The organism is Knoellia tibetensis (assembly GCF_048606415.1).
In the GTDB taxonomy this organism is placed as follows: Bacteria; Actinomycetota; Actinomycetes; order Actinomycetales; family Dermatophilaceae; genus Knoellia; species Knoellia tibetensis.
Window position 1 is genome coordinate 1,216,201 of the sequence record NZ_JBMBWF010000001.1, and the last position, 26,744, is coordinate 1,242,944.

The window sequence follows — 26,744 nt, forward strand, 5'->3', positions numbered from 1 at the left end:
CACCAGCGGCTCGAACCGCCTCGGGCACACGAACGGCCCCCACCTCTCGCGAGCTGGGGGCCGGTCGACGTGGTGACTCGCCCGAGGGTCAGATCTCCGTGTCGTCCCCGAGGTGGGCCTTCTCCACGTCACCCTCGCGGGCGCGGGCAGCCCGGGCGATGAGGAAGAGGACGGTGCCGACGACGACGTAGGCACCGCTGATGAGCCACGTCTGCAGGCTCTGCTGGGTGAGCAGGGCGACGCTCGCGACGAGCGCGATGACCGAGACGATCGACGGGGTGCGGAAGTACTTGTGCTCCACCGTGTCCTTCTTGAGCACGAGCACCGAGACGTTCGCCGAGATGAAGACGAGCACGAGGAGGAGCACCGTCGTGTCCGCGAGCGTGCCGACGTCACCGACGAAGCTCATGACCATCGTCATCGCGCCGATGACGAGGATCGCGACCCACGGGGTGCGACGGGTCGAGGCGACCTTGCCGAAGACGCTCGGCAGCAGGCCGCACTCGGCGAGGCCGTAGGTCGCGCGGCTCGCCATGACCATGAAGAGCAGCGCACCGTTGCCGATCGCGACGAGCGCGATGGCGCCGAAGAGCCACGACGGGAAGTTGAGCCCCGAGAACGTGATGACCTCGAGCAGGGGGCCCTCGGAGGAGGCGAGGTCGCCCGTCGGGACCACTGCAGCGGCACCGAGGGCGATGAGCAGGTAGATGACGGCGGCGGTGAGGATGGCGCCGAAGAGGGCCCGCGGGTAGGCCTTCGTCGGCTCCTTGACCTCCTCGGCCATGTTGGCCGCGGCCTCGAACCCGAGGAACGAGAAGAACGCCGTGACCGTCGCGGCGAAGGCGCCCTGGAGCGGGGTGACGCCCTCGGCGAAGGTCGTGAGCCGGCCCGTGTCGGCGTCGCCGTTCCCGAAGACGATGGCCGCCACGACGATGATGATGATGAGGCCGGTCATCTCGATGACGGTCGCGCCGACGTTGGCCATGAGCGACTCGCGCACGCCCCGAAGGTTGATCGCGATGAGGGCGGCGATGAAGACGAGCGTCACCGGGATGGCAGGCAGGTCGACGAGCGCCTTGAGGTAGTCGCCCGCAAAGGCGTTCGCCAGAGCCGCGGAGGTCGTGATCCCCGACGACAGCATGAGCCAGCCGATGAGGAACGTGACGAACGGCTTGTCGAAGGCGCGCTCGGCGTAGCGGGCGGCACCACCGGCGTGCGGGTACTTCGTGATGAGCTCGGCGTAGGTGCCGGCCGTGAGGAGGGCCAGAACGAGCGCGAAGACGAGCGGCAGCCAGATGGCGCCACCGACGTCGTTCGCCATGCTCCCGACGAGCGTGTAGATGCCCGCCCCGAGGGTGTCGCCCACGATGAAGAAGAAGAGCAGGAGCGGCGTGATGCTCCGTCTGAGCCTTGTCGCCGTCTCGCCGGACTCGGTGATCTGCGTGTCGGTTGCCATGTCGCCACACTCTGCCCTGACGCGAGGCCGGCATCGGCTTTGCGACCCGACGGGTTTGCCCGACCTCGGCCGGCCACCGTCCGGCCACCGTCCGCCCGGTCCGGGCGGCCCCGGTCCGGGCCGGTCCGGGCCGGTCAGGGCCGGTCAAGGGCCCCCGCAGCGCCGATCGGCCTCAGGGCTGGAGCGGCGGCGGGCCCGGGACGACCGTGGCATCGGCGCCGGACCGGCGCTGCGCCGTGACGAACGCCTCGAGACACCGCAGCCCGGAGACGGCGGCGGCACCTGCGACGTAGCGGCTCTCACGTCCCGCGCCGTTCTCGGCCTCGACGCTTTCGATGAGCCCGTCGACGGCGTGGCGCGCCTGCGCGACGTGCCGCTCGTCGGGCACCTCGTCGCCGACCGCCTCGAAGAGCGTGGCGAGCGCGGTCATGAGGTCCGCCGTGCGGCGGCGGAGGTCGTCGGGCAGCTCCGCGGCGCTGGGGTCGAGGACGACGATGGCCATCGACTCCACCGCGGTGCTGCACCGCTGCAGCGTCTCGCCGAGGTCGAAGAGGGCCCGGTGGATGTGGGCGGTGCGCGGTGCTCGGGGGTTGGCCCTGCGAGCGCTCCTCGCCTCGGCGATGGCGAGCCGGACCCGCTCGCGCGCCGGGCCGACGTCGGGCAACGTCGCGAGGACGTTGTCCTCCTGTCGGCCTCCGTCGTCGGCGAGGGCGTTGGCCACGGCGCGCAGCTGGCGGGCGAGCTCACGGCGCAGGGCGGTCGTCGACGTCTGCAGCTCGTGCAGCGGCAGGGGCGCGAAGGCCACGAAGTTGACGACCGTCCCGACGACGGCGCCGAGGACGATCTGCACGACGTAGGCCTCGACGTAGCCCTCGGGCCGGGCACCCCCGACCGCGAGGACGAAGAGCGCGACCACCGGCACCCAGGTCGTCTGGTCGCGCAGCCACCGCCACGCGCCGACGACCACCCCGAGTCCGACCGCGAGGCCGACGGTGATTGGGTTCGTCCACGCCGTGAGCTGCAGCCCCATCGCGAGGAGGGCTCCGAGCAGCACTCCGACCACCGCACGGGCACCCTGCACGACGGAGTCGGAGACGCTCGGATAGATGACCGAGTAGGCGCCGAGCGCTGCGTAGTAGCGGTACTCGCCGAGGTCGCCGGGCAGCAGCCCGCCGAGCCAGAACGCGAGCCCGGCCGAGGCTGCGGACTTCGCGGCGAGCGCGGTCACCGGGTGGTGCCACGCCAGCGAGAACGCGGCCCGGGCACGGGGTCTGCTCGGACGCACGTCCATCGCGCTCCTCCTGGGGTCTGGTGTTCGGACAACTCTCGATCGTGCCACCCCGTCGCCGTCCGGCCGTCGGAGGACCGCGGCCGATGGCCGTCCGGTGAGCGCCCCCGCGTCAGGCCGGGCGGCTCTTCGGTGCGTTCTCTGCGGTCTTGCCCGGGTCGCGCTCGACGACGTCCCCGAGGACCTCGTCGATCCGGGTCATGAGCTCGGGCTCGAGCCGCACGCCGGCGGCCTTGACGTTCTCGTGCACCTGCTCCGGACGTGAGGCCCCGACGAGGGCCGCGGCGACGTTGTCGTTCTGGAGCACCCAGGCGACGGCGAGCTGGGCCATCGTCAGGCCCGCCTCGTCGGCGAGCGGGCGCAGCCCCTGCACGCGGATGAGGACGTCGTCGTTCATGAACCGCTTGATCATGTCGGCGCCGCCCTTCTCGTCGGTGGCCCGCGACCCCGCCGGCGGGGCCTGGCCGGGCTCGTACTTGCCAGTGAGCACGCCCTGCGCGATCGGGCTCCAAACGATCTGGCTCACGCCGAGCTCGGCGCTGGTCGGCACGACCTCGTCCTCGATGACCCGCCACAGCATCGAGTACTGCGGCTGGCTCGACACGAGCTGGAAGCCGAGCTCCTTGCTGAGCCGCACGCCCTCGCGGATCTGGTCGGCGGTCCACTCGCTCACGCCGATGTAGAGCGCCTTGCCCTGCCGGACGATGTCGGCGAAGGCCTGCATCGTCTCCTCGAGCGGGGTCTCGGTGTCGTAGCGGTGCGCCTGGTAGAGGTCGACGTAGTCGGTCTGCAGCCGCGTGAGGGACCCGTTGATCGACTCCATGACGTGCTTGCGCGAGAGACCGCTGTCGTTCTTGCCGCCGGGGCCGGTGGGCCAGTAGACCTTCGTGAAGATCTCGAGGTCCTCGCGCCGCTCGCCCTTGAGCGCCTCGCCGAGGACGGTCTCCGCCTTGGTGTTGGCGTAGACGTCGGCGGTGTCGAAGGTGCTGATGCCGGCGTCGAGCGCCGCGCGCACGCACTCCGTCGCCGCGTCGTTCTCCACCTGCGACCCGTGCGTGAGCCAGTTGCCGTAGGTGATCTCCGAGATCTTGAGGCCGCTGTTGCCGAGGTACCTGTAGTCCATCCACCCACCGTATGCCGGTCCGTGACCTCGCAGGTCAGCGCATCCCTGCGCCCCTTTCGACCCGACTGCTGACGTAGCGTCGACCGGAGGCCCGACCCCGGGCGTGACCCCAACGGAAGGAGCACCATGTCGGACGACGAGAAGGCTGCCGAGGAGCTGGTCGAGACCCTGCGGGACGGTGAGCGAGGCTACGCCGACGCCGCCAAGAAGCTGCGCGACAGCGACCGGGCGGAGTGGGCCAGCGTGCTCGAGACCTTCGCCGGCCAGCGGGCCGAGTTCCGGCGCGAGATCGTGGCGCTCGGGCACCAGTACGGCGACGACGTCGACGAGAGCGGGACCGCCGCCGCGGCCGTGCACCGCGGCTGGATCGCGCTCAAGGACGCGCTCACCGGCGACGACGCCGGCAGCGTCCTCGGCGCTGTCGTGACCGGGGAGGACCACGCCGTGTCGGAGTACGAGAAGGCCCTCGAGAAGGACCTCAGCGCCGGCTTCCGCGACGTCGTCTCGCGCCAGCACCGCTCCGTCGTCGCCGCGCGCGACGAGGTCAAGGCGCTGCAGACCGCGGACTGAGCGGACGGCATACGGAAGGGCCCCGGGAGCACGACGCTCCCGGGGCCTTCCGTATGCCGGGCGAGCTCAGCCTCGCGAGGACGGCTCCTCGGGCAGGTTGCCGCTGTAGGTCACGTCCGCCGCAACGTCGCGCAGCTTGCGGTTGAGGGTCATGCTCGTGCGCCGCAGCATGGCGAACGCCTCGTCCTCGCGGACGCGGTGCGTTGTCATGAGGATGCCGATGGCGGTGCCGATCATCCGGCTGCTGTCGAGGGCGGTGCTGAGGTTGTCGACGTCCCCGTGGTGCAGGTCGGCCTGCTGGACGAGAGCCGCGAAGGGGATGAGCAGGGACCCGGCAGTGATGTCCTCGTCCCCGAAGGCGTCGACCCGGCTCGAGTAGAAGTTCATCCCAGCGTGGTCCTCGCCGCCGAGCGGCATCCGCAGGCAGAGCATCGAGCGGATGCCCGACGTCTCCACGCACCGCGGGCCGTAGAGCGGCCACCGCTCGTCCGAGCCCACGTCCCCGGCGACGATGACCGGCGGTCCGGTGGCGGCGTCGAGACAGGGCCCCTCGTCGAGGTCGAACTGCAGGTCGTCGAGCCGGACCGGCACCTCGTCGGTCGACGCGGCCGAGCGCGGTCGCCGCTTCGGGCGCAGCAGGGTGATGCCGACGTGCTCGGCATGGGGCACGGCGAGGAGCGCGGTCTCGACGACCGCATCGGGCGTGATCGGCCGACCGCCTGCGGTCATCGCCGCAGCGATCTGCTCGAGGTGCGTCGTCAGGTCGACCACGGGCTCATCGCCCGGCTCCTCGCGGTCCTTCGGCTGGTCCTGCATCGTCCGCCTCCTCCGCGACTGCCCGGCCTCGAGGAAAGGACGAGATCTTTCGCACACCGAACCCTATCCCCCTGTCGCGCGGGCGAGGTGAGGGTTGGGCACAGGCCGGGCCGAACACCCGCTCGCCGCTGACCGCAGTCCTGGCGGGTCGCGGCGAGGGGCCCTTCGGCGCACCTCGCCGGGACGAACGAAGCCCCGGCCGCGTTTCCGCTGCCGGGGCTTCTTCTCTGTCTCAACACAGAGTGCGCCCGAAGGGATTCGAACCCCTAACCTTCTGATCCGTAGTCAGATGCTCTATCCGTTGAGCTACGGGCGCATGTCGCACCCTGTCGGGGCAACGATCGGAAAGCATACGCGAGCACCCGCCCGTCCGAGAAATCCGTCCACCGACGCGCTCCAAGGGGCCGCCGCGTCGAGGTGCGCGGACGGCATACCCGCAGGTAGGCGTGGCTGTGAGGGACCTCATAGATGCGGAAACCTTTCCGCCGCCGTGGCTGTCCGGTCGACCTCCTACGGTGGACAAACGGGCTCCTTCGAGCGCGAGGCACGGAACTCCGCTGTGGGACAAGATGCGTCTCACGATGCGAGTACCGTGGCGCACATCCAGCAGGTCAGTCGGATCCCCTCCGAGGTGGCTCCGGCAACGACCGGGCCACCATGCCGGGCACACGCCCGGGACCGGAAGGACAACGGACGCAGATGACCGCCCCCGCCGCACCCGTTCAGGGCACCACGCACGCAGGCCTCCAGGCCTGGGTCGACGAGGTCGCCGCGATGACCACCCCCGACGAGGTCGTGTGGGTGACCGGGTCCGACGAGGAGTGGACCCGCCTCACCGACCGGCTCGTCGCCGCCGGCACCTTCGTGCGGCTCAACGAGGAGAAGAAGCCCAACAGCTTCTATGCCGCGTCCGACCCGACCGACGTCGCGCGCGTCGAGGATCGCACCTTCATCTGCTCGGTCGACGAGAAGGACTCCGGGCCGACGAACAACTGGATGGACCCGAACGAGATGAAGGACCTCATGCGCGGGCTCTACGCCGGCTGCATGAAGGGCCGCACCATGTATGTCATCCCGTTCGTCATGGGCCACCTCGAGTCCGAGAACCCGATGTTCGGCGTCGAGCTCACGGACAGCGAGTACGTCGTCGCGTCGATGCGCGTCATGGCCCGCTGCGGCACCGAGGTCCTGCAGCGCATCGAGGAGCTCGGTGACGACGCGAAGTACGTCCCGGCCCTGCACTCGCTCGGCGCCCCGCTCGAGCCCGGCCAGCAGGACGTGACGTGGCCCTGCAACCCCGAGAAGTACATCGTCCAGTTCCCCGAGGAGCGGATGATCTGGTCCTACGGCTCGGGCTACGGCGGCAACGCCCTCCTCGGCAAGAAGTGCTACTCGCTGCGGATCGCCTCGGTCATGGCGCGCGACGAGGGCTGGATGGCCGAGCACATGCTCATCCTCAAGCTCACCTCGCCGGAGCAGCAGGTCTACTACATCGCGGCCGGCTTCCCGAGCGCCTGCGGCAAGACCAACCTCGCGATGCTCGAGCCGACGATCCCGGGCTGGAAGGTCGAGACCCTCGGCGACGACATCGCCTGGATGCGCTTCGGCAAGGACGGACGCCTGTATGCCGTCAACCCCGAGTTCGGCTTCTTCGGCGTCGCGCCCGGCACCAACGAGCACACCAACCCCAACGCGATGAAGACGATCAACAAGGGCAACTCGGTCTTCACCAACGTCGCCCTCACCGACGACGGCGACATCTGGTGGGAGGGCCTCGAGAACACGCCTGAGCACGCCACGAGCTGGAAGGGCGAGGACTGGACCCCCGCCGACGGCGAGCGCGGCGTCCTCTCGAGCCACGCCAACTCGCGCTACTGCACCCCGATCAAGCAGTGCGACATCCTCGCGCCCGAGTACGACGACCCGAACGGCGTGCCGATCTCGGCGATCTTCTTCGGCGGCCGCCGCAAGACGACCGTCCCGCTCGTCACCGAGTCGCGTGACTGGACGCACGGCACCTTCATGGGTGCGACGCTCTCGTCCGAGACGACGGCCGCGGCCACCGGTGAGGTCGGCGTCGTCCGCCGCGACCCGATGGCGATGCTGCCCTTCATCGGCTACAACGCCGGCGACTACTTCCAGCACTGGATCAACATCGGCAAGGACGCGGACGCGACCAAGCTGCCGAAGATCTTCTACGTCAACTGGTTCCGCCGCGACGAGAACGGCGACTTCGTGTGGCCGGGCTTCGGCGAGAACAGCCGCGTCCTCAAGTGGGCCATCGAGCGCATCGAGGGCAAGGCCACCGCGGTCGAGACCCCGATCGGCCACGTGCCGACGCCCGAGTCGCTCGACACCGACGGTCTCGACATGGACCCCGACGAGCTGGCCAAGGCACTCACCGTCGACCCCGAGGAGTGGAAGGCCGAGATCCCGCAGATCGAGGAGTGGTTCGCCAAGTTCGGCGACAACCTCCCCACCGCGCTCCAGGTCGAGCTCGACGGGCTCAAGGCCCGTCTCGGCATGGACTGACGACTCACTGTCCCGCCGAGAGGCGCCGCTTCCCTTCGAGGGGCGGCGCCTCTCGCGTTGCGTCCGGCAACCTGACGCCCTGGCCACCACAGTTGCGGACGCAAGCCCTCGTATGCCGTGCAGTGACCTCCAGACGAACGCTCGGCGAGGGTTCGGTGTGCGAGGTCCGTTCCTGTGGCGGGACGGCATACATCGGGGTGTACTTCTCCTGTGAGCTTCCTCCGCAGCACCCGGACCACCCTCGTCGCCGGGGCCGCGGCGGTCGCGACGACCGCCGCCGTCGCGCTGCTGCCCCAGTCGGCCCCGGCCGTCGCCGGTCCACCGACGACGCAGGTGGGGACGTGGGCGACCGCGGTCGACACGACGGCGTTCGCGCTCGCCGACCAGACCGTGCGCAACATCGTCCACACGAGCGTCGGCGGCTCCGATCTGCGGATCTCGCTCTCCAACGCCTTCGGGTCGGTGCCGGTGACCTTCGACTCCGTGTGGGTCGGCCGGTCGGCCACGGGGGCCACGGTCGAGCCCGGCACGAACCGACAGCTCACGTTCGGTGACAGCACGTCGGTCACCGTCCCCGTCGGCGCCGAGGTGCTGAGCGACCCGGTGCCGGGCGACCTGCCCGCGCGGTCGACGCTCGCCGTGAGCATCCATGTCGTCGGCGAGGCCGGCACCGTGAGCGGCCACAAGCTGGCCCACCAGACGAGCTGGGTCTCGACCGCGGGCGACCACGCTGCCGACGAGGGCGCCGAGGCCTTCCCCACAGCGACGACGAGCTGGGCCTGGGTCGAGTCGGCCGTCGTCGAGGCGCCGCACCAGGTCGACACCGTCGTCACCCTCGGGGACTCGATCACCGACGGCGACAGGTCGACGACGAGCGCCAACCGCCGCTGGCCCGACGTCCTCGCCGACCGCGTCCTCGCCCGCCCGGCCCCACTCCAGCTCGGCGTCATGAACGAGGGCATCTCGGGCAACCGCGTCCTCGCCGACGGCTCCGGCGTGAGCGCGCTCGCCCGCTTCGACCGCGACGTGCTCGCCCAGCCCGGCGTCGGCACCGTCGTCGTGCTCGAGGGCGTCAACGACCTGCGCTGGGACTTCGCGGCGAAGCCGGCCGACCTCATCAACGCCTACCGCCAGCTCGCCGCCCGCGCCCACGCCCGTGGGATCTGCATCGTCGGCGGCACGATCCTCCCGTGGGAGGGCGGCAGCCGGTGGTCGGCGCAGCGCGAGTCGATCCGCACCCAGGTCAACCAGTGGATCCGCACGACCGGGGAGTTCGACGCCGTCGTCGACTTCGACGCCGCCGTCCGCGACCCGCAGCGCCCGACGCGGATGCTCCCCGCCTACGACAGCGGCGACCACCTGCACCCGGGCGACGCGGGCTACGCCGCGATGGCCGCCGCCGTCGACCTCGACGACCTGGAGTGCCGTCGCTGACCTCGTGCTCGTGGTGACGTCGTCATGCGCCGGCGGGCTGACCGCGACGTGACGAGGGATGCACCGGGACGGTGGTTACCCACCGGTTCGGCTGCGTATCGTGCTGGGCGAACCCTCTCGCGCCCCCTCGAAGGAGCCGGTCCATGCCCGAGCAGTCCCAGGCCGTCATCTACGACGCCCTCCGCACCCCGCGCGGTCGCGGCAAGTCGTCCGGAGCCCTCCACGAGGTCAAGCCGATCGACCTCGTCACCGGCCTCGTCGACGCCGTCCGCGAGCGCAACCCCGGTCTCGACACCGCGCAGATCGACGACATCGTCCTCGGCATCGTGTCGCCGGTCGGCGACCAGGGAGCGGTCCTCCCCCGCGTCGCCGCGATGTATGCCGGCCTGCCCGAGCCCGTGGCCGGCGTCCAGGTCAACCGGTTCTGCGGCTCCGGGCTCGAGGCGGTCAACCAGGCCGCGTCGCGGGTCCGCTCGGGCTTCGAGGACCTCATCCTCGCCGGCGGCGTCGAATCGATGTCGCGCGTGCCGATGGGCAGCGACGGCGGCGCCTGGGCGATGGACCCGGCGACGGCGCTCGCCACCGACTTCGTGCCTCAGGGCATCGGCGCCGATCTCATCGCCACCCTCGAGGGCTACGACCGCGCCGAGGTCGACCGCTTCGCCGCACAGTCCCACGCCCGCGCTGCCGCCGCGTGGGAGGCCGGCCACTTCGCCCGCTCGGTCGTCCCGGTCAAGGACGCCAACGGCCTCACCGTCCTCGACCGCGACGAGACGATCCGCCCGGACACGACCGTCGAGTCGCTCTCGGCGCTGCGCCCCTCGTTCGCCGCCATCGGTGACAAGGGCGGCTTCGACTTCGTCGCGACCGAGAAGTACCCCTCGGTCGACCGCATCGACCACGTCCACCACGCCGGCAACTCCTCGGGCATCGTCGACGGCGCCGCCCTCCTCCTCATCGGGACCGAGGAGGTCGGCCGCGAGATGGCCCTCACCCCACGGGCGCGCATCGTCTCCACCGCCGTCGTCGGCTCGGAGCCGACGATCATGCTCACCGGGCCGGCGCCCGCGTGCCGCAAGGCGCTCGACCGCGTCGGCATGACCGCGAAGGACATCGACCTCGTCGAGATCAACGAGGCCTTCGCCGCCGTCGCCCTCAAGCTCATGCGCGACATGGGCTGGAGCGAGGAGCAGACCAACGTCAACGGCGGCGCCATCGCCATGGGCCACCCGCTCGGCGCGACCGGCGCCATGGTGCTCGGCACCCTCGTCGACGAGCTCGAGCGCCGCGACCTCGAGCGCGGCATCGCCACCCTGTGCATCGGCGCGGGCATGGGCATCGCCACCGTCGTCGAGCGCGTCTGAGCGCGCCCCGCCTGCCTCCTTGCACTGCTGAACTCCCGGAACTCCCGACAGGAACTCCAGATCCCATGAGCGAGAACATGATCCGCTACGAGCGCGACGACGAGGGCATCGTCACCCTGACGATGGACGACCCGGACGCGGGCGCCAACACGATGAACACGGCATACAAGGCCGCGATGGGCCAGACCATCGACCGGCTCGAGGCCGAGCGCGACGAGATCACCGGCGTCGTCCTCACCTCCGGCAAGAAGACCTTCTTCGCCGGAGGCAACCTCACCGACCTGCAGAAGGTGACGCCCGAGACCGTCGGCGAGACCTTCGAGGAGGTCGAGGCGATCAAGGCCCAGCTGCGCCGCATCGAGCGCCTCGGCAGGCCGGTCGTCGCCGCCATCAACGGCGCGGCCCTCGGCGGCGGCCTCGAGATCGCGCTCGCCTGCCACCACCGGATCGCCGTCGACGACGACCGCGTCAAGCTGGGGCTGCCCGAGGTGACCCTCGGCCTCCTGCCCGGCGGCGGTGGCGTGACCCGGCTCGTGCGGATGCTCGGCATCTCCGAGGCGCTCATGGACTGGCTGCTCCAGGGCCAGCAGCGCACCCCGGCCGACGCCCACGCCAAGGGCGTCGTCGACGAGCTCGTCCCCACCCGCGAGGAGCTCGTGCCCGCGGCGAAGCAGTGGATCCGCGACCACGCCGGCGACGAGTCTGCCGCCACGCAGCCGTGGGACGTCAAGGGCTTCCGCATCCCCGGTGGCACCCCGACCACCCCGGCGTTCGCCGCCAACCTCCCGGCGTTCCCCGCCACCCTGCGCAAGCAGCTCAAGGGCAGCCCGGTCCGGTCGCCGCGGGCGATCCTCTCGGCGGCCGTCGAGGGAGCGCAGGTCGACGTCGACACCGCGAGCCGGATCGAGTCCCGGTACTTCGCCGGGCTGGCGGCGGGCCGCGAGTCGACGGCGATGATCCAGGCGTTCTTCTTCGACCTCCAGGCGATCAACAGCGGCGCCCTGCGTCCGGCGGGCGTCGAGAGGCGCGCCGTCTCGCGCGTCGGCGTCCTGGGCGCCGGCATGATGGGCGCCGGCATCGCCCACGCCTGCGCCACCTCCGGCATCGACGTCGTCCTCAAGGACGTGAGCCTCGAGGGCGGCGAGAAGGGCAAGGCGCACACCGCCGCACTGCTCGACGCCACGGTCGCCAAGGGTCGGCTGACCGCGGAGGAGCGTGACGCCGTCCTCGCCCGCATCACGCCCACCGCCGACGCCGCCGACCTCGCCGGGGTCGACGTCGTCGTCGAGGCCGTCTTCGAGGACCAGGACCTCAAGGCCAAGGTCTTCGCCGAGGTCGAGGCCGTCGTCGGACCCGACACCCTCCTCTGCTCCAACACGTCGACGCTGCCGATCACCGGGCTCCAGGCGTTCAGCAGCCGCCCGGCCGACGTCATCGGGCTGCACTTCTTCAGCCCCGTCGACAGGATGAGGCTCGTCGAGATCATCCGCGGCGAGCACACCTCCGACGAGGCGACGGCCCGTGCGGTCGACCTCGTCCAGCAGATCCGCAAGATCCCGGTCGTCGTCGGCGACGGCCGCGGGTTCTACACGAGCCGGGTCTTCGGGACCCTCATCGTCGAGAGCGCCACCGCCGTCGCCGAGGGTGTCGACCCGATGGTCGTCGAGCGGGCCGCCACGACGGCCGGCTTCCCCGCCCCCCCGCTGGCCATGCTCGACGAGGTGTCGCTGACGCTCACCCAGCACATCCGCGCCGAGGCGGAGAAGGCAGCAGCCGCCGAGGGCCGCACCGTCGAGCGGTCCGCCGGCGAGGAGCTCATCGACACCATGGTCGAGCTCGGACGCAAGGGCCGCGCCGCGGGCAGCGGGATGTACGACTACTCCGAGGGCGAGCCCAAGGTGCTCTGGCCCGGCCTGCGCGAGCGGTGGACCCGCGCCACGCAGATCCCGATGCACGACCTGCAGGACCGCTACCTCTTCCGCATGGCGCTCGAGACCGCGGCGTGCTTCGAGGAGGGCGTCCTGCGCGACACCCCGTCGGCCAACATCGGCGGCATCTTCGGCATCGGCTTCCCGCCGCACACCGGGGGGCCGGCGACGTTCATGACGAACTTCGAGGGCGGCCTCGCCGGCTTCGTGGCCCGGGCCGACGAGCTCGCCGACACCTACGGCGAGCGCTTCCGCCCGTCCACGTGGCTCCGCGAGCGCGCGGCGTCGGGAACCCTCGTGGACAGCGCGGCCTGACCATGACCACGGCCGGGCCGCTCGACGGTGTGCGCGTCGTCTCGGTCGCGATCAACCTGCCGGGGCCGGCCGCCGTCGCGCGGCTGGCCGCGCTCGGCGCGAGCGTGACGACCGTCCTGCCGCCGTCGGGCGACCCGGTCGAGGCCTACGCCCCGGCCTACTTCGCCGAGCTCCACGCCGGCCAGGACGTCGAACACCTCGACCTCAAGGCCGGCGAGGGCCGGGCACGCCTCGACGACCTGCTCGGCGAGGCCGACGTCCTCGTCACGAGCTCTCGCCCGTCGGCGCTCGCGCGGCTCGGGCTCGACCACGCGACGGTGGGCGGACGGCATACGCTGCTCTGCCAGGTCGACGTCGTCGGCCAGCCGGGAGCGGCAGCCGAGGTCCCCGGTCACGACCTCACCTACCAGGCCGGCGCCGGACTCCTGCGGGACGGACGTATGCCGTCCACGACCTTCGTGGACCTCGCCGGCGCCGAGCGGGTCGTCGCCGAGGTGTGCGCGGCACTCGTCGAACGGGCCCGCACCGACCGCGGATCCCGTCGCGAGGTCGCGCTCTCCGACGTCGCCGACGCGCTCGCGCGACCCCTCGTCCACGGGCTCACCTCGCCTGACGGGCCCATCGGCGGCGCACTGCCGGTCTACGACGTGTATGCCGCGGCGCAGGGACACGTCGCGCTCGCCGCGCTCGAGCCGCACTTCGTCGCCCGACTTGCCGGCGCGCTCGACCTCGCGCCGGATGCGCTCACGCGCGAACGGCTGGCCGGCGTCTTCGCGACGCGGTCGGCGTCCGAGTGGCAGGCGTGGGCCGACGAGCACGACGTCCCGCTCGTCGGGGTGCGCTGAGCTCGCCCCAGCCCTGAGGAACGACTCACAGGCTTCGCACAGGGGACTCATGGACTGGACCGAGCCCGCGCCGGTCTACTGGGAAGCATGAGCACGAGTCCGACCTCCGCCGCCAGGCTGCAGCGACCCGACGGCAGCCCCGTCCGCGTCCTCGTCGTCGACGACGAGTCCAACCTCACCGAGCTGCTGTCGATGGCCCTGCGCTACGAGGGGTGGGAGGTCCGCGCCGCCGGGACCGGGCTCAAGGCGGTCAAGGCCGCGCGCGAATTCCAGCCCGACGCGGTCGTGCTCGACATGATGCTCCCCGACTTCGACGGGCTCGAGGTGCTGCGCCGGATGCGCGCCGACAACGACGCCGTGCCCGTGCTCTTCCTCACCGCGAAGGACGCGGTCGAGGACCGCGTCGCCGGGCTCACCGCCGGTGGCGACGACTACGTCACCAAGCCGTTCAGCCTCGAGGAGGTCGTCGCGCGGCTGCGCGCCCTCATGCGGCGCACGACCGTCGTCGCCGAGGACTCCTCGTCGCTGCTCGTCGTCGGCGACCTCACGATGGACGAGGACAGCCACGAGGTGACCCGCGGCGGTGTCGAGATCGCTCTGACTGCAACCGAGTTCGAGCTGTTGCGCTACCTCATGCGCAACCCCAAGCGTGTGCTCTCCAAGGCCCAGATCCTCGACCGGGTCTGGAACTACGACTTCGGCGGCCAGGCCAACGTCGTCGAGCTCTACATCTCCTACCTGCGCAAGAAGATCGACGCCGGTCGCGACCCGATGATCCACACGATGCGCGGCGTGGGCTACGTCCTCAAGCCGGCACCGTGAGCACGTCCGGGACGACCCCGGCTCCGGCCGCGACGTCCGGGACGGCGCCGACGTCCCCCTCGGCGCCGCGGACCCGGTCATGGTTCGACGCCTCCGGGTGGTCGCTGACGACGAAGCTCGTCGCCGCCGTCGTCGGGCTCTTCCTCGTCATCACCGTGGCGACGTCGACCTTCACCGTCGTCGCGCTCGAGAACCACCTGCTCAACCAGATCGACCAGGACGTCACGTCGAGCCTCGTCCGCGCCGGCGGACCTCGCGGCCCGGGCGGCGGCAACGGCGGCCCGATCCCCGGTGGAGGTGGCGAGTCGCTGCTCGTCGTGCGCCGCGACGGCGAGATCGTCGTCAACCGGCTCGAGAGCGGGCGGACGGTCGGCGAGCTGACGGCCCAGCAGCTCGTGGCGCTCAGCCGTGCCGGGCTCGGCCCGACCCCACGCACCGTCGAGATCGAGGGCTTGGGCGACTACCGCGTCGCCGCGGCCCGCCAGGGCGGCGCCACCGTGGTCTCGGGGCTGCCGATGGCCGGCATCGACAAGATCGTCGACGCCATCCTCGGACTCGTCATCGGCACGACCATCGCCGGCCTCGCGCTGGTCGCCCTCGGAGGGCAGTGGCTCATCCGACGCAACCTCGCTCCCCTCCAGAGGGTCGCGCACACGGCGACCCAGGTGAGCCGGCTCGAGCTCGACTCCGGCGCCGTTGCCCTCGCCCAGCGCGTCCCCGCCGCCGACACCGACCCGCGGACCGAGGTCGGCCAGGTGGGGCTGGCGCTCAACAACATGCTCGACAACGTCGAGGGCGCCCTCAAGGCCCGGCACGAGTCCGAGACGCAGGTGCGCCAGTTCGTCGCCGACGCCTCGCACGAGCTGCGCACCCCTCTCGCCTCGATCCGCGGCTATGCCGAGCTGTCCCGCCGCGAGCGCGAGCCCGTGCCTGCGTCGGTGACGCACGCCCTCACCCGGGTCGAGTCGGAGTCGCTGCGGATGCAGGGCCTCGTCGAGGACCTGCTGCTGCTGGCCCGGCTCGACGCCGGCCGCCCCCTCGAGAGCGAGCCGGTCGACCTCTCGCTGCTCGCCATGGACGCCGTCTCGGACGCCCACGCCGCCGCACCCGACCACGTCTGGGAGCTCGACCTGCCCGACGAGCCGGTCGAGGTGCCCGGCGACCGCGCCCGCCTGCACCAGGTCGTCGCCAACCTGCTCGCCAACGCCCGCACCCACACCCCACCCGGCACCCGGGTCGTCACCTCGCTCCGCCGCGACGGCGACCACGTCCGGCTGGCGGTGCGCGACGACGGTCCCGGAGTCCCGGCGGCGTTGCAGCACAGCGTCTTCGAGCGGTTCTCACGCGGCGACGAGGCGCGCAACCGTGCCGGCGGCTCCACCGGTCTCGGGCTCTCGATCGTCGACGCCGTCTCGAAGTCACACGGAGGCCGCGTCGGCCTCGACAGCCGCCCCGGCTCGACGACCTTCACCGTCGAGCTCCCCGCCTCGCCCGACTGACGTCTGATCCCGGGCTGGTAGGCCACGTCCCGGACACCATCCATATGGAGCATCACCGGGGTCATGGTCCCGGTGATCCTCCACCCGATCCGCGCGTATGCGGACACTGACCCAGGTGCAACATCCGGCTGAGCGTCAACCGCGGCTCACCCGGCCCTCCTCGCCATCCGAAAACGCCATGTGCGAGGTGCCGTGCGCCTGCCTGGGGCCTCGCCGACCGAGGCCGGCGAGGGGGTCGCTTTGCCCGGTGCGCGGCTCGGCGGTTACCCTGTTCCGGCTGAGGAGGCGTCGCCTAGTCCGGTCTATGGCGCCGCACTGCTAATGCGGTTTGGGCTCACCGCCCATCGAGGGTTCAAATCCCTCCGCCTCCGCACACTGGAACTGCCCCGGGTCGCCCGCGACCCGGGGCTTTTTCAGGTCCGTCGGCGGAGCGGTCCCGCAGGCCGGGGCGAGGCAGCGGGGCGGCTTTGTCCGGGGGCTCACAGGTGTCGGCGCCGTGGCGTTCAATGGGCATGATGACGACCTCGCCCCCGCCGACCGCGACCCGGCGCCACACGACGCTGGCGACCGAGCTCGGCGACCTGCTCGCCGTCGCCGAAGGTGATGCCCTCGCGGGCCTCTACTTCCCGCGGCACTGGCACCCGCCGGCGGCCGACGCGATCGGTCCCGAGGCCCCGTCCACCGGCGACCCCGTCTTCGAGTCCACGCGTACCCAGCTCGCGGAGTACGTCCGCGGGGAGCGGACGTCCTTCTCGGTGCCCACGGTGACCCACGGCGACGCCTTCTCGGAGCGCGTCTGGGACCTGCTCATGGGCATCCCCTACGGCGAGACGACGACCTACGGCGCCATCGCACGCGAGCTCGGCAACCCCGGTCTGGCCCAGCGCGTCGGGCAGGCCGTTGGGCGCAACCCGGTGAGCGTCCTCATCCCGTGCCACCGGGTCGTCGGCGCCGACGGCTCGCTCACCGGCTATGCCGGCGGGCTGGAGCGCAAGGCCCGCCTGCTCGAGATCGAGGAGCCCGCGGAGGCTGCCGCGTCGCGACTCTTCTGAGCCGGGCCACAGCGGTCAGGAGCAGATGTCGTCGCTCGCCTTGCGCGCCTCGAGCATGCTCGACGACGGGGTGGACTTCACCGTCGGCGTCGGCAGCGGCTCGTCGCCCAAGCGGTTCGGGACCTCGACGACGTCCGGGGCACCCACACCGAGGGTGACGCGCACCTTCTCGCCGAGGTCGCTCTGCGACGTCGCCACGGTGGCGCCCGGGAAGGCGGCGGCGACGGTGCGTGCCGCCTCCTCGTTGTCACCGGACCACTCGACCGTCGTGCCCTTGGCGACGGCGGCGCCGTTGCTCGACGTGACGTCGGCGAAGCCCTGCACGCGCAGCGCGCCGACGGCCTGCTTGGCCAGGCCCACGACGCCCGAGGAGTTGACGACCTCGACCGAGATGTCGTCGGGCGTGACGGTGAGCGGCTCGGTCGACGTCGGGCTCGGCGTCGGGTTCGGAGCGCCGAGCTCGCGGTCGGAGCGGATCGCCTCCCACAGCTCGTCGGCCTCGGGCGCCCACTGGACCCGGTTGAGGTCCTTGGGATAGGTCTCGGTGGGCACGGTGATGAACTGGATCTTGTCGACGCCGATGCCCTTGACGCTCTCGGCGATGTCCTTCATCGGCCCGAGACCGAAGTCGGGGTCCATCTGCAGCGAGCTCGTCGCCGCGCTGAGGAAGCGCAGGAGCCGGTCGGGGCGCAGCAGCAGCTTGGTGTCGGTGGCCTTCTGCGCGACCGAGGAGAGGAACACCTGCTGGCGCTTGATCCGCTGGATGTCCGAGCCGTCGCCGACGCTCTTGCGGGTGCGGACGTAGCCGAGGGCCTGCTCACCGTCGAGGGTGTGGCGGCCCGCCTTGAGGGTGAAGTTCGCCTTGGGGTCGTCGATGTCGAAGGGGGTGCACGCCGGCACGCCGCCGAGCGCGTCGACCATGTCCTTGAACCCGGAGAAGTCGACGACTGCGAAGTGGTTGACGAAGACGTCGGTGTTGCCCTCGAGCGTGCGAATGACGCAGCCCGGCCCGCCCTTGTTGAAGTTCTGGTTCCACTGGTGGACGCGCCACTGGTCCTCGGGCGCCTCGCCGTCGCAGTCGACCGGCGACGGGACCATCGAGTCGCGGGGGATCGACACCATCGTCACGGACTTCCGGTCACCCGAGATGTGCATGAGGATGTTGGTGTCGGAGTGCTGGCCGGGCTCCCAGTCGCCGCTCCCGTAGTCCTCGTTGCCCTCGCCCTGACGCACGTCTGAGCCGATGAGCAGGATGTTGAGCGGTCCGCTCGACACGTCGCCCGAGGGGGTGGGGCGGTCCTCGCCGACCATCTTCGAGACGTCGAGCCGGTCGATGTTGCCGTTGAGCTTGGCGTAGGTGCCGACGATGCCGACGACGAGCAGCGCCGCGACGACGCCGACGACGGAGAGCCAGCGACGACGACGGCGGCGGGCCCGGTCCTTGCGGTGCCCGCGCAGCGCGGCACGGGTGCCGGAGCCCGGCCCGTGCCGTCCCTTGTCACCTCGTTCGTCGCGCTCGTCCACGTCCATGCATTCCTCGTCGTCGGTCCAGACAGAAGGCGCCCCCGGCTCCCCCTCCGGACGCGGCGCCCACCGAGTGTAGGGGCGAAGTCTGAGAGGCGCCTGACATGTCCCGCCCATCCGGGCGCAGCCGTGCGTGAAGACGGGGTGGAACGTGACGAGGCCCTCACCGCAGTGCGGTGAGGGCCTCGCTCAAAGACTGTGAGGAGTCCTCGATCAGAGGGGGCGGACCTGCTCGGCCTGCGGACCCTTCGGACCCTGGGTGACCTCGAACTCGACCTGCTGGTTCTCGTCGAGGCTGCGGTAGCCCTGGGTGTCGATGGCGGAGTAGTGAACGAACACGTCGGGTCCGCCGCCGTCCTGGGCGATGAAACCAAAGCCCTTCTCAGCGTTGAACCACTTCACGGTGCCCTGTGCCATGTGGGGTAACTCTTTCCTGTGTGTAGCACTCGGACGCAGCAGAATCGCGGCGCCCGCCGGCTGCACGTCCGGCCAAACCCCAGAGCCGGGAACCGGCTCAGACACATCAACGCCCGCCTTCTGTGGAAGCGAGACGGGCGCGTACTGCGACCTGCGAGGAACTGCTGTTGTGCAACCGCTTCCGAACCTACCAGCAAACCTCGAGCACGCGCCTGCTCAGCGGGACCGAGTCGCCAAATGTTCACGCAGCGAGAGACGCACGAGAGGTATGCCGGGAAGTGGCCTTCCCGGCATACCTCTCGAAGGGGTTGTCAGGCCTTGACGGCGAGCACCGCGCAGGTCGCGTCGAGCAGCACCTGCTGGGCCGTGCTCCCGGTGACGACCTTGCCGAGCGGTGAGCGCTTGCGGACGCCGATGACGATGAGGTCGGCGCTCACCTCCGCGGCGACCGACAGGATCTCCTCGGCCGGGGCGAGGCCCCGGGTCGACTGACGGACCTCGTGGTCGATGCCCTTCTCGCTGAGCTGGGCGTCGAGGGCGTCGAGATCCTTGGGGTCGGCGAAGCTGGGTCCGGAGTAGTCGCCCAGGACACCGGAGTTGACGACGACGAGCCGGTCGCTGCGTCGCTGCGCCTCCTCGATCGCCGCGTCGACGGCCGCCAGCCCCTGGGGGCTCGGGATGTAACCGACGACGATGGTCACGGCGCGTCCTGACTGAGCTTCGTCGCGCCGGTCATGATCGCCACACCCTCACCCATGTCGTGGGTGTCGGGGGTGATGACCCCGGCGCGACCACCGAGCCGCTGGATGTGGATGCGGTCGGCGACCTCCCACACGTGCGGCATGTTGTGCGAGATGAGGATGACCGACAGGCCCTTCTCGCGCAGCTGCTTGACCATGTCGAGGACCATCCCCGACTCCTTGACGCCGAGGGCGGCGGTCGGCTCGTCGAGGACGACGACCTTGCTGCCGAACGCCGCGGCGCGGGCCACGGCCACGGCCTGGCGCTGACCACCGGAGAGCGTCTCGACCGCCTGACCCATGTTCTGGATCGTCTGGATGCCGAGGTGCTGCACCGACTCGCCGGCGCGCCGCTCCATGCCCTTCTTGTCGAGCATCCGCAGCACCGAGCCCAGTGGACCCTTGCGGCGGTCCTCGCGGCCGAGATAGAGGTTGCTCGCGATGTCGAGCGCCGGGATGACCGCCAGCTGCTGGTAGACCGTCTCGATCCCGGCGTCGCGCGCGTCCTGGGGCTTGCGGAAGGAGACCGGCTCACCGTTGAGCTTGATCTCACCGGAGTCGGGGACGTAGGCCCCGGTGAGGCACTTGATGAGGGTGGACTTGCCGGCACCGTTGTCGCCGATGACCGCGAGCACCTCACCGGGGTACAGGTCCAGGTCCACGCCGTCCAGGCCGACGACGCGGCCGAACGTGATGACGACCTTGCGGGCCGAGAGCACCGGCTGCTGGTCGTAGATGTGCTCCTTGCCGGCTGGGACGCCGCCGTGGGCGACCTCGAGCTCACTCGTGGTGCTCATGCCTTCACCTTCCTGATCCACTGGTCGATGGCGACGGCGACGATGACGAGGACGCCGGTGGCGAGGACGCGCCACTGCTGGTCGACACCCATCTGGGAGAGCCCGAACGCGAAGGTCTGGACGATGAGGGCACCGATGAGAGTGCCCACGAGCCGACCGCGCCCGCCGAAGAGGCTCGTGCCGCCGATGACCACGGCGGTGATGCTCGCGAGGTTGGCGTCCGGAGCGGCGTTCGGGGTTGCCGCACCGGCCCGGCCGATGAGGATCCAGGCCGCGATGCCGTAGATGAGACCCGCCACCGTGTAGACGCCGAGCAGGATGCGCTTGCTCGGCACACCCGAGAGGCGGGCCGACTCGGCGTCGTCGCCCACGGCGTACACGTATCGACCCCACGCCGTCTGGGACAGGACGAAGCCGATGACGGCGTACAGCAGGATGACGACGACGATGCCCCACGTCAGCCGGAACTGCCCGATGCCGAAGCCTTCACCGAGGAAGTTGAGGGTGTCGGGGAGCCGGTCGGCCTGGATGCTCGAGCCGCCGGAGTAGAGCAGGGCGATGGCCGTGAAGATGCTCAGCGTGCCGAGCGTGACGATGAACGGCGGCAGGTTGATCCGTGTGACGAGCATCCCGTTGAGCAGGCCGGCACCGGTCGCGAGGGCGACCCCGATGAGCAGCGCGAGAACGCCCGGCATCCCGTCGTCCCGGGCCAGCGTGGCCATGACCATCATCGACAGCACCATGATCGCGCCGACCGAGAGGTCGATGCCGGCGGTGAGGATGACGAGCGTCTGACCCACGGCGAGGGCCGCGACGACAGCGGTCTGCTGCAGCAGGATCCCCATCGAGTTCGCCGTGAGGAAGGTCGGGGTCGCGATGAAGAAGACGAGGAAGGCGACGAGCAGGAGGAAGAGCGGGCTCAGCCACGGCTTGCCGTGGAGCTGGTGCTGCAGCCTCTGCACCGGGGACTGCTGCCGCCGAGCGAACTCGGCGGCAGCAGACGAGACGTCGGCACTCATGGTCAGTTGCCCCAGCAGATCTTCGAGCCTTCGTCCGAGGTGATGCTCTCGACCCCGTCGACCGGCTTGTCGGTGACGAGTGCGACACCGGTGTCGAAGAAGTCCAGGCCCTCTGTGGTCTTGGGCTTCTCGCCACCGCGGGCGATCTTGGCGATGGCCTCCATTCCGAGGGTGGCCATCTTGAGGGGGTACTGCTGGGCGGTCGCACCGATGACGCCGGACTTCACCGACGCGACGCCGGCGCAGCCACCGTCGACCGAGACGATCGTCGCCGTCTTGCCTGCCGCCTTGAGGGCAGCGTTGGCGCCGACCGCCGTCGGCTCGTTGATCGTGTAGACGACGTTGATGTTGGGGTTCTTCGCGAGGCACTTCTCCATGGCCGAGCGGCCACCGGCCTCCTCGCCGTTGCCGGCCTCGTTGCAGACGATGGTGTAGTCGCCGCCACCGGCCGCGGTGTACTTGCCCGTCGGGGCCTCGTCGCCGTTCTTCTTGCCGTCCTTGACGTCGATGCCCATCCCCTCGAGGAAGCCCTGGTCGCGGTTGTAGTCGACCGAGACGATCTTGTCGCTGAAGAGGTCGATGAGGGCGATCGTCGCCGGCTTGCCTGCGACCTGGCCCGCGGCCCACTGGCCGATGAGCTTGCCGGCCTGGCGGTTGTCGGTGGCGAAGGTGATGTCGACGGTGTCGGCCGGGTCGGGCGGGGTGTCGAGGGCGATGACGAAGAGCCCGGCGTCGCGGGCCTTCTTGATGGCGGCGTTGACGCCGGTGCTCATCGGGGTGATGAGGATGCCCTTGTCGCCACGGGCGATGGCGTCCTCGATCGCCGTGATCTGGCCCTGGTCGTCACCCTCCTGCTTGCCGGAGGCGATGGTGAGCTTGACGTTGTTCTTGGCCGCGTCCGCCTTGCCGCCGTTCTGCATGGCGACGAAGAAGGGGTTCGTCGAGTCCTTGGTGATGAGGGCGACACCAACGGACGCCTCACCGCCAGTGCCGCTGTCGGAGTCGCTGGACCGGTTGCAGGCCGAGAGCCCGAGGGCCGTCGAGGCCGCCACGGCGAGGACGAGGGCGCGTGAGGCGCGGGTGGTGGTGCGCATGGATGTCTCTCCTTTGAGTGTCCGATGACAACGTTGTCAAAGCCATTTATAGGGCCTGCTTGCGCTCAGGTCAAGGGATGGCGTACAACTCGTGACGTGACGGTGACATCGTTGTCCTACCGACGGGGCGGGCGGCCGACCCATGACTGAGCGGGTCGGGCGCGCGACGATGCGCGACGTCGCGGCCCTCGCGGGCGTGAGCATCAAGACGGTGTCGCGGGTCGTCAACGACGAGCCGGGGGTCGCCCAGCAGGTCCGCATGCGCGTCCAGGACGCGGTCGGGCGACTCGACTACCGCCACCACCTCGCTGCGAGCAACCTCCGTCGCGGCGGCGGCCGCAGCGGGCTTATCGGCGCCCTGCTCCAGGACGTCGGCAACAGCTTCTCCGCCGCCCTCCTCCGATCGCTCGAGGACGCGGCTCGCGCGCGCGGCACGGCGATCCTCTCGGCCAGCCTCGACGAGGAGCCCGAGCGCGAGCGCACGCTCGTCCACGACCTCGTCACGCGTCGCGTCGACGGCCTCGTCCTCATGCCCTCGACGGACCGGCAGGACTACCTCTCCTCGGAGGTGCGGGCTGGCATGCCCGTCGTCTTCGTCGACCGTGAGCCGCGAGGCATCGCCGCGGACTCGGTGACCGTCGAGAACGTCGAGGGTGCCCTCATGGGCACCGAACACCTTCTCGCACAGGGGCATCGGCGCATCGCCTGCCTCACCGACCTGCCCGACATCCCGACCGCCCAGCAGCGCCTCCAAGGCTTCGTCGACGCCCACCGCGCGCGCGGGGTGCACCCCGACGAGCGCCTCACGGTCACGGGGCTGCGAGGCCCGGCCGCGGGTGAGGCGGCGGTGTCGCGCCTCATCGACCTCGACCGCCCGCCGACGGCGATCTTCGCGGGTCGCAACGACCTCGCGCAGGGTGCGGTGCGCGCCCTGCGCCGTCGCGGGCTCAGCGAGTCGGTGGCGATCGTAGGCTTCGACGACTTCCCGCTCGCCGACCTGCTCACGCCACCGCTCACGGTCATCCGCCAGGACGTCGTGCGGATCGGGCGCCTCACCGCCGACCTGCTCGTCGCCCGGCTCGACGGTGACGAGCGGCCACCGCAGCGGATCGTCGTCGAGCCGACGCTCGTCGTCCGCGGCTCCGGCGAGATCCCGCCCTCCGACTGACTGCTCCGACTGATTGCGCAGGAGCGACAGCAACCCCAGGTTTTCGGGCACTTTCGCGTCGCTCCTGCGCAATCAGTCGGCAGTGAGGGTGGCGGGTCAGGGGCGCAGGGGTGTCACCTTGACGTCGACGGCCTTGGCCGTGCCGCCGACGGAGTAGGCCGCGACACCCGTCGCCGAGGCCGGCGGGTAGATGAGGTCGGTGATCGACCGGCGTCCGCCCTCGGCGAGCACCTCGACCGAGCTCCGGTCGAGGTATGCCGTGAACGTCACCTCGCCGCCGGTCACCGTCACCGGCGCCTCCTCGATGCTGGCGAAGAGCGCGTTGAACCCGACGTCCCCGCTCGACGTCCGGTCGACGACGAGCGTGCCGTCCCGGCGCACGCCGACCCGGGTGCCGACCGAGCCGTCGGCGCTGCGCCGCAGCACGACGCCCGCCTCGCTCGCCGCGCCGAGCGCCACCCGGACCTCGACCCGGGCCACCGTGGCGTCGAGCCCCGTGGCCCTCTCGCCGGCCGCGACCGGCCGCACCTTGGCCTGCTGCTTGTCACGGTTGACCAGCGACGCCTCGACCCCGGCGACCGGCGCCTGGCGCAGCTGAGGACCCTCGGGGGACGACACCAGCGAGAGGGTCCGCGGCATGGTCATCTGCCCACGCCACGGGCTCGTCGGCACGTCTTGGGCGTACTGCCAGTTGTTCATCCAGCCGATGGTCGTGCGCTGCGAGTCGGGCAGCCCGTTGAAGGTGACGCCGGCGTAGTTGTCGCGCCCGTAGTCGACCCAGTCCGCGCGGTCGGTCCCGTTCTTCGCCGGAGCCGACGCGAGCATGAACTGGTCGGCGAGGATGTGCCCCCACCCACCCGAGCTGTGGTCGACGACGCGGATCTGCGCCGAGCGGCCCTGCAGGTCGGCGAGGTCCCACGAGGCCCAGTCGAGCGCCTCGCTGTCCGAGCCGGTGCTCGAGCGGACGACCTCGCCGTCGACGACGAGGTTGACCGTCGTCTGGGTGTCGCGCGGGCCGGCGGCCGTGTCGGAGAACCGGATGTCGTCGACCATGAGGTGCCCCCAGTCGCCGCTGCTGTTCTCGTCGCGGACGACGATCCGAGCGGTCTGCCCGACGACGGAGCGCGCGTCGATGTGGCGCCAGTCCATGTCGCCTGAGCTGTTGCCCGTGACCGAACCGACGACCTGGCCACCCGACACGAGCTCGACGACGGTCGGACCACTCGTGCCGAGCGGGTGGTTGCCGCCGGCGATGAGGAGGTTGACCCAGTCCCGGGTCACCGTGAACTGCGGCGACACGAACGTGCCGGTCGCCGGGTCGCAGCGGTCGGGCACGACGCAGGTGTCGAGGACCTTGTCGCCCTGGTGGTAGGGCAGGCCGGAGCTCGTCGCGCCGTAGCCGACGAACTCCCCGGTGGCGCTCCAGCCGGCCGGCAGGTGCGTCGCCGGGTCGAGGGTCTCGAAGTCGGTGAAGACCTCGCCACCCGGGTCGCCCTGCGTCGAACCGGGAACGGCCGGGTGGCGCCCGCCACCCATGAGGAAGTTGAGGTAGCGCCGGTCGATGGTGAACGCCGGCGAGGTCAGCTCGCCCTGGGCGGCGTCGAAGTTGATGAAGCTGTTGGCGAGCCGCTCGCCGACGTAGCCCGTGACGGTCTGCTGCCCGGGCAGCGTCCCGGCCGCGGGCTGGGAGCCGAAGGCGGTCCCGGTCGCGGTCCACCCGGCATACCCCTCCTCGAAGCCCTGGAGGAGCGTGCCGGACGGCGGCTCGTAGCTCGCCGGGCCGTCAGCGGTGAAGGTCGTCCCGTCGAAGTCGCCGACGAAGTACTGCGTGCCCGAGCCGCCCGCGATGCCGCCGGGGTTGAGGCTGACCAGCATGACCCACTTGACGTTGGCCGGGTCGCCGTCGACCGCGAGCGGGAAGAGGTCCGGGCACTCCCACACGCCGCCCGTGGCGTTGCGCGGGCCGAACTCCGAGAGCCGGGTCCACGCCTTGAGGTCGGCCGAACGCCAGATGAGGACCTTGTGCTCGTTGGCGATGACGGCGACCATCCGCCACTCCTTGGCCGGTGCGTACCAGAAGACCTTGGGGTCGCGGAACTCGCGCGAGCCGATGTCGATGACGGGGTTGCCTGCGTACTTCGTCCACGTCCGGCCGTCATCGGTCGAGTAGGCCAGCGACTGTGCCTGGATGCCGTCGCGCCCGCTCGCCTGCGTGTAGGCGCTCGTGTACATCGCGACGAGCGGCGGGTTCTCGGCGGTGCCGAGGCCGGAGCTGTTCGTCGTGTCGACGACGACGGAGCCGGAGAAGACGCCCTCGTTCGCGTCGAACGGGATGGCGACCGGCTGCTCCTCCCAGTGCACGAGGTCGCGGCTCGTCGCGTGGCCCCAGGACATGTTGCCCCAGCGGTCGCCGAGCGGGTTGTACTGGAAGAAGAGATGGTAGACGCCCTTGTGGAAGACGAGTCCGTTGGGGTCGTTCATCCAGTTCTTGGCCGGGCTGAAGTGGTAGGCGGGGCGGTGTTGCGGGGTGTCGGCCGTCGCCGGCGCGACCCCGAGGGCAGCGAGCACGGTGACGGCGAGCAGGACGGCGCCGCAACGGCGGTGCGGACGTGGACGGATGGACAGTGGCATGGAGGTCTCCCCGTGATGACAACGTTGTCAACTGCGATCCAAGGGGAGACCCTGGGGTACGTCAACAGGAGGGCGTGGGGCAGTCGCATCGTGAGACGCCGGGGTCGCGCAGGCGGCACGGCGGCACGCACCAGGCGCCCGTTCCGTGCCGAAGGGGCGGCGGGTGTGGGATTTGAACCCACGAGAGGTCTCCCTCTGGTCGCTTTCAAGGCGACTGCACTCGGCCACTATGCGAACCCGCCACGGTCGCCACCGCGGCGGCGACCGGAGGACAGCGTATGCCGGGAGCGCCCCTGACGCTGAACCCGCA

Annotated in this window: 21 protein-coding genes and 3 tRNA genes; 11 read left to right on the plus strand and 13 right to left on the minus strand. The window is 70.9% G+C overall.

The window, feature by feature from the left end; all coding sequences use genetic code 11:
• Positions 1-88 precede the first annotated feature (88 nt).
• From ACOJV7_RS05840 to ACOJV7_RS05850, 3 genes are all read right to left on the minus strand, one after another.
• Positions 89-1,456: an APC family permease gene (locus ACOJV7_RS05840; protein WP_420189192.1), complete on the minus strand. Its 1,368-nt coding sequence runs from the start codon at positions 1,454-1,456 to the stop codon at positions 89-91.
• Between the two features lie 172 nt (positions 1,457-1,628).
• Positions 1,629-2,741, minus strand: a complete 1,113-nt coding sequence (locus ACOJV7_RS05845; RefSeq protein WP_420189193.1) for an aromatic acid exporter family protein — start codon at positions 2,739-2,741, stop codon at positions 1,629-1,631.
• Between the two features lie 115 nt (positions 2,742-2,856).
• Entirely contained in the window at positions 2,857-3,867 is a 1,011-nt protein-coding gene (locus ACOJV7_RS05850; RefSeq protein WP_420189194.1) for an aldo/keto reductase family protein, read from the minus strand.
• Between the two features lie 126 nt (positions 3,868-3,993).
• Here ACOJV7_RS05850 and ACOJV7_RS05855 point away from each other — a divergent pair, with 126 nt between their 5' ends.
• Entirely contained in the window at positions 3,994-4,437 is a 444-nt protein-coding gene (locus ACOJV7_RS05855) for a PA2169 family four-helix-bundle protein (RefSeq protein ID WP_420189195.1), read from the plus strand.
• 66 nt (positions 4,438-4,503) lie between these two features.
• Here the strand turns inward: ACOJV7_RS05855 and ACOJV7_RS05860 are convergent, their stop codons facing one another.
• Positions 4,504-5,253: a GAF and ANTAR domain-containing protein gene (locus ACOJV7_RS05860; RefSeq protein WP_420189196.1), complete on the minus strand. Its 750-nt coding sequence runs from the start codon at positions 5,251-5,253 to the stop codon at positions 4,504-4,506.
• A 243-nt stretch (positions 5,254-5,496) separates the two neighbouring features.
• A tRNA-Arg gene (locus tag ACOJV7_RS05865) sits at positions 5,497-5,569 on the minus strand.
• A 383-nt stretch (positions 5,570-5,952) separates the two neighbouring features.
• Here ACOJV7_RS05865 and ACOJV7_RS05870 point away from each other — a divergent pair.
• From ACOJV7_RS05870 to ACOJV7_RS05910, 9 genes are all read left to right on the plus strand, one after another.
• Positions 5,953-7,785, plus strand: coding sequence for a phosphoenolpyruvate carboxykinase (GTP) (locus ACOJV7_RS05870; RefSeq protein WP_420189197.1), 1,833 nt, complete (start codon positions 5,953-5,955; stop codon positions 7,783-7,785).
• 210 nt (positions 7,786-7,995) lie between these two features.
• Positions 7,996-9,219 (plus strand): SGNH/GDSL hydrolase family protein, encoded by a 1,224-nt coding sequence (locus ACOJV7_RS05875; RefSeq protein ID WP_420189198.1) that lies wholly within the window; start codon positions 7,996-7,998, stop codon positions 9,217-9,219.
• A gap of 143 nt (positions 9,220-9,362) precedes the next feature.
• Complete coding sequence (locus ACOJV7_RS05880; protein WP_420189199.1) at positions 9,363-10,583, plus strand: acetyl-CoA C-acetyltransferase; 1,221 nt, start codon at positions 9,363-9,365, stop codon at positions 10,581-10,583.
• Between the two features lie 65 nt (positions 10,584-10,648).
• On the plus strand, positions 10,649-12,826 hold the full coding sequence (locus tag ACOJV7_RS05885; protein ID WP_420189200.1) for a 3-hydroxyacyl-CoA dehydrogenase NAD-binding domain-containing protein: 2,178 nt from the start codon (positions 10,649-10,651) through the stop codon (positions 12,824-12,826).
• A gap of 2 nt (positions 12,827-12,828) precedes the next feature.
• Positions 12,829-13,671, plus strand: a complete 843-nt coding sequence (locus ACOJV7_RS05890; protein ID WP_420189201.1) for a CoA transferase — start codon at positions 12,829-12,831, stop codon at positions 13,669-13,671.
• 87 nt (positions 13,672-13,758) lie between these two features.
• Positions 13,759-14,493 carry a response regulator transcription factor gene (locus tag ACOJV7_RS05895; RefSeq protein ID WP_420189202.1) on the plus strand — a complete coding sequence of 245 codons (735 nt, stop codon included), beginning with the start codon at positions 13,759-13,761 and terminating at the stop codon, positions 14,491-14,493.
• On the plus strand, positions 14,490-15,992 hold the full coding sequence (locus ACOJV7_RS05900; RefSeq protein ID WP_420189203.1) for a sensor histidine kinase: 1,503 nt from the start codon (positions 14,490-14,492) through the stop codon (positions 15,990-15,992). Before ACOJV7_RS05895 ends, ACOJV7_RS05900 begins: the two co-directional genes overlap by 4 nt.
• Before the next feature lie 281 nt (positions 15,993-16,273).
• Positions 16,274-16,363 (plus strand) — tRNA-Ser (locus tag ACOJV7_RS05905).
• Between the two features lie 144 nt (positions 16,364-16,507).
• The gene (locus ACOJV7_RS05910) at positions 16,508-17,044 is read left to right on the plus strand and encodes a methylated-DNA--[protein]-cysteine S-methyltransferase (RefSeq protein ID WP_420189204.1); all 537 of its coding nucleotides are present in this window, start codon (positions 16,508-16,510) and stop codon (positions 17,042-17,044) included.
• 15 nt (positions 17,045-17,059) lie between these two features.
• Here ACOJV7_RS05910 and ACOJV7_RS05915 read toward each other — a convergent pair whose 3' ends face one another.
• The 6 genes from ACOJV7_RS05915 to ACOJV7_RS05940 all read right to left on the minus strand — a co-directional run bounded on the left by ACOJV7_RS05915 (position 17,060) and on the right by ACOJV7_RS05940 (position 22,635).
• Positions 17,060-18,574 carry an LCP family protein gene (locus tag ACOJV7_RS05915; protein ID WP_420189205.1) on the minus strand — a complete coding sequence of 505 codons (1,515 nt, stop codon included), beginning with the start codon at positions 18,572-18,574 and terminating at the stop codon, positions 17,060-17,062.
• 207 nt (positions 18,575-18,781) lie between these two features.
• Positions 18,782-18,985, minus strand: a complete 204-nt coding sequence (locus ACOJV7_RS05920; RefSeq protein ID WP_009776543.1) for a cold-shock protein — start codon at positions 18,983-18,985, stop codon at positions 18,782-18,784.
• 311 nt (positions 18,986-19,296) lie between these two features.
• Positions 19,297-19,686, minus strand: coding sequence for a universal stress protein (locus tag ACOJV7_RS05925; protein WP_420189206.1), 390 nt, complete (start codon positions 19,684-19,686; stop codon positions 19,297-19,299).
• Positions 19,683-20,522 carry an ATP-binding cassette domain-containing protein gene (locus ACOJV7_RS05930; protein WP_420189207.1) on the minus strand — a complete coding sequence of 280 codons (840 nt, stop codon included), beginning with the start codon at positions 20,520-20,522 and terminating at the stop codon, positions 19,683-19,685. The genes ACOJV7_RS05925 and ACOJV7_RS05930 overlap by 4 nt, the downstream gene beginning before the upstream one ends.
• Complete coding sequence (locus ACOJV7_RS05935) at positions 20,519-21,541, minus strand: ABC transporter permease (protein ID WP_420189208.1); 1,023 nt, start codon at positions 21,539-21,541, stop codon at positions 20,519-20,521. The genes ACOJV7_RS05930 and ACOJV7_RS05935 overlap by 4 nt, the downstream gene beginning before the upstream one ends.
• A gap of 2 nt (positions 21,542-21,543) precedes the next feature.
• A complete protein-coding gene (locus tag ACOJV7_RS05940; protein WP_420189209.1) occupies positions 21,544-22,635 on the minus strand; it encodes a substrate-binding domain-containing protein in 1,092 nt (363 codons plus the stop codon).
• A 142-nt stretch (positions 22,636-22,777) separates the two neighbouring features.
• Between ACOJV7_RS05940 and ACOJV7_RS05945 the strand changes: the two genes are divergently transcribed.
• The gene (locus tag ACOJV7_RS05945; RefSeq protein ID WP_420189210.1) at positions 22,778-23,803 is read left to right on the plus strand and encodes a LacI family DNA-binding transcriptional regulator; all 1,026 of its coding nucleotides are present in this window, start codon (positions 22,778-22,780) and stop codon (positions 23,801-23,803) included.
• Between the two features lie 96 nt (positions 23,804-23,899).
• On the opposite strand, the gene ACOJV7_RS05950 is transcribed toward ACOJV7_RS05945, so the two are convergent.
• The gene (locus ACOJV7_RS05950; RefSeq protein ID WP_420189211.1) at positions 23,900-26,434 is read right to left on the minus strand and encodes a glycoside hydrolase family 32 protein; all 2,535 of its coding nucleotides are present in this window, start codon (positions 26,432-26,434) and stop codon (positions 23,900-23,902) included.
• Between the two features lie 157 nt (positions 26,435-26,591).
• A tRNA-Ser gene (locus ACOJV7_RS05955) sits at positions 26,592-26,676 on the minus strand.
• Positions 26,677-26,744: the final 68 nt, after the last annotated feature.

Coding starts and splice junctions, on each gene's coding strand:
- ACOJV7_RS05840 (WP_420189192.1), bottom strand. CDS start 1,456: ATGGCAACCGACACGCAGATCACCGAGTCCGGCGAGACGGCGACAAGG.
- ACOJV7_RS05850 (WP_420189194.1), bottom strand. CDS start 3,867: ATGGACTACAGGTACCTCGGCAACAGCGGCCTCAAGATCTCGGAGATC.
- ACOJV7_RS05855 (WP_420189195.1), top strand. CDS start 3,994: ATGTCGGACGACGAGAAGGCTGCCGAGGAGCTGGTCGAGACCCTGCGG.
- ACOJV7_RS05860 (WP_420189196.1), bottom strand. CDS start 5,253: ATGCAGGACCAGCCGAAGGACCGCGAGGAGCCGGGCGATGAGCCCGTG.
- ACOJV7_RS05870 (WP_420189197.1), top strand. CDS start 5,953: ATGACCGCCCCCGCCGCACCCGTTCAGGGCACCACGCACGCAGGCCTC.
- ACOJV7_RS05880 (WP_420189199.1), top strand. CDS start 9,363: ATGCCCGAGCAGTCCCAGGCCGTCATCTACGACGCCCTCCGCACCCCG.
- ACOJV7_RS05885 (WP_420189200.1), top strand. CDS start 10,649: ATGAGCGAGAACATGATCCGCTACGAGCGCGACGACGAGGGCATCGTC.
- ACOJV7_RS05890 (WP_420189201.1), top strand. CDS start 12,829: ATGACCACGGCCGGGCCGCTCGACGGTGTGCGCGTCGTCTCGGTCGCG.
- ACOJV7_RS05895 (WP_420189202.1), top strand. CDS start 13,759: ATGAGCACGAGTCCGACCTCCGCCGCCAGGCTGCAGCGACCCGACGGC.
- ACOJV7_RS05910 (WP_420189204.1), top strand. CDS start 16,508: ATGACGACCTCGCCCCCGCCGACCGCGACCCGGCGCCACACGACGCTG.
- ACOJV7_RS05915 (WP_420189205.1), bottom strand. CDS start 18,574: ATGGACGTGGACGAGCGCGACGAACGAGGTGACAAGGGACGGCACGGG.
- ACOJV7_RS05920 (WP_009776543.1), bottom strand. CDS start 18,985: ATGGCACAGGGCACCGTGAAGTGGTTCAACGCTGAGAAGGGCTTTGGT.
- ACOJV7_RS05930 (WP_420189207.1), bottom strand. CDS start 20,522: ATGAGCACCACGAGTGAGCTCGAGGTCGCCCACGGCGGCGTCCCAGCC.
- ACOJV7_RS05935 (WP_420189208.1), bottom strand. CDS start 21,541: ATGAGTGCCGACGTCTCGTCTGCTGCCGCCGAGTTCGCTCGGCGGCAG.
- ACOJV7_RS05940 (WP_420189209.1), bottom strand. CDS start 22,635: ATGCGCACCACCACCCGCGCCTCACGCGCCCTCGTCCTCGCCGTGGCG.
- ACOJV7_RS05945 (WP_420189210.1), top strand. CDS start 22,778: ATGACTGAGCGGGTCGGGCGCGCGACGATGCGCGACGTCGCGGCCCTC.
- ACOJV7_RS05950 (WP_420189211.1), bottom strand. CDS start 26,434: ATGCCACTGTCCATCCGTCCACGTCCGCACCGCCGTTGCGGCGCCGTC.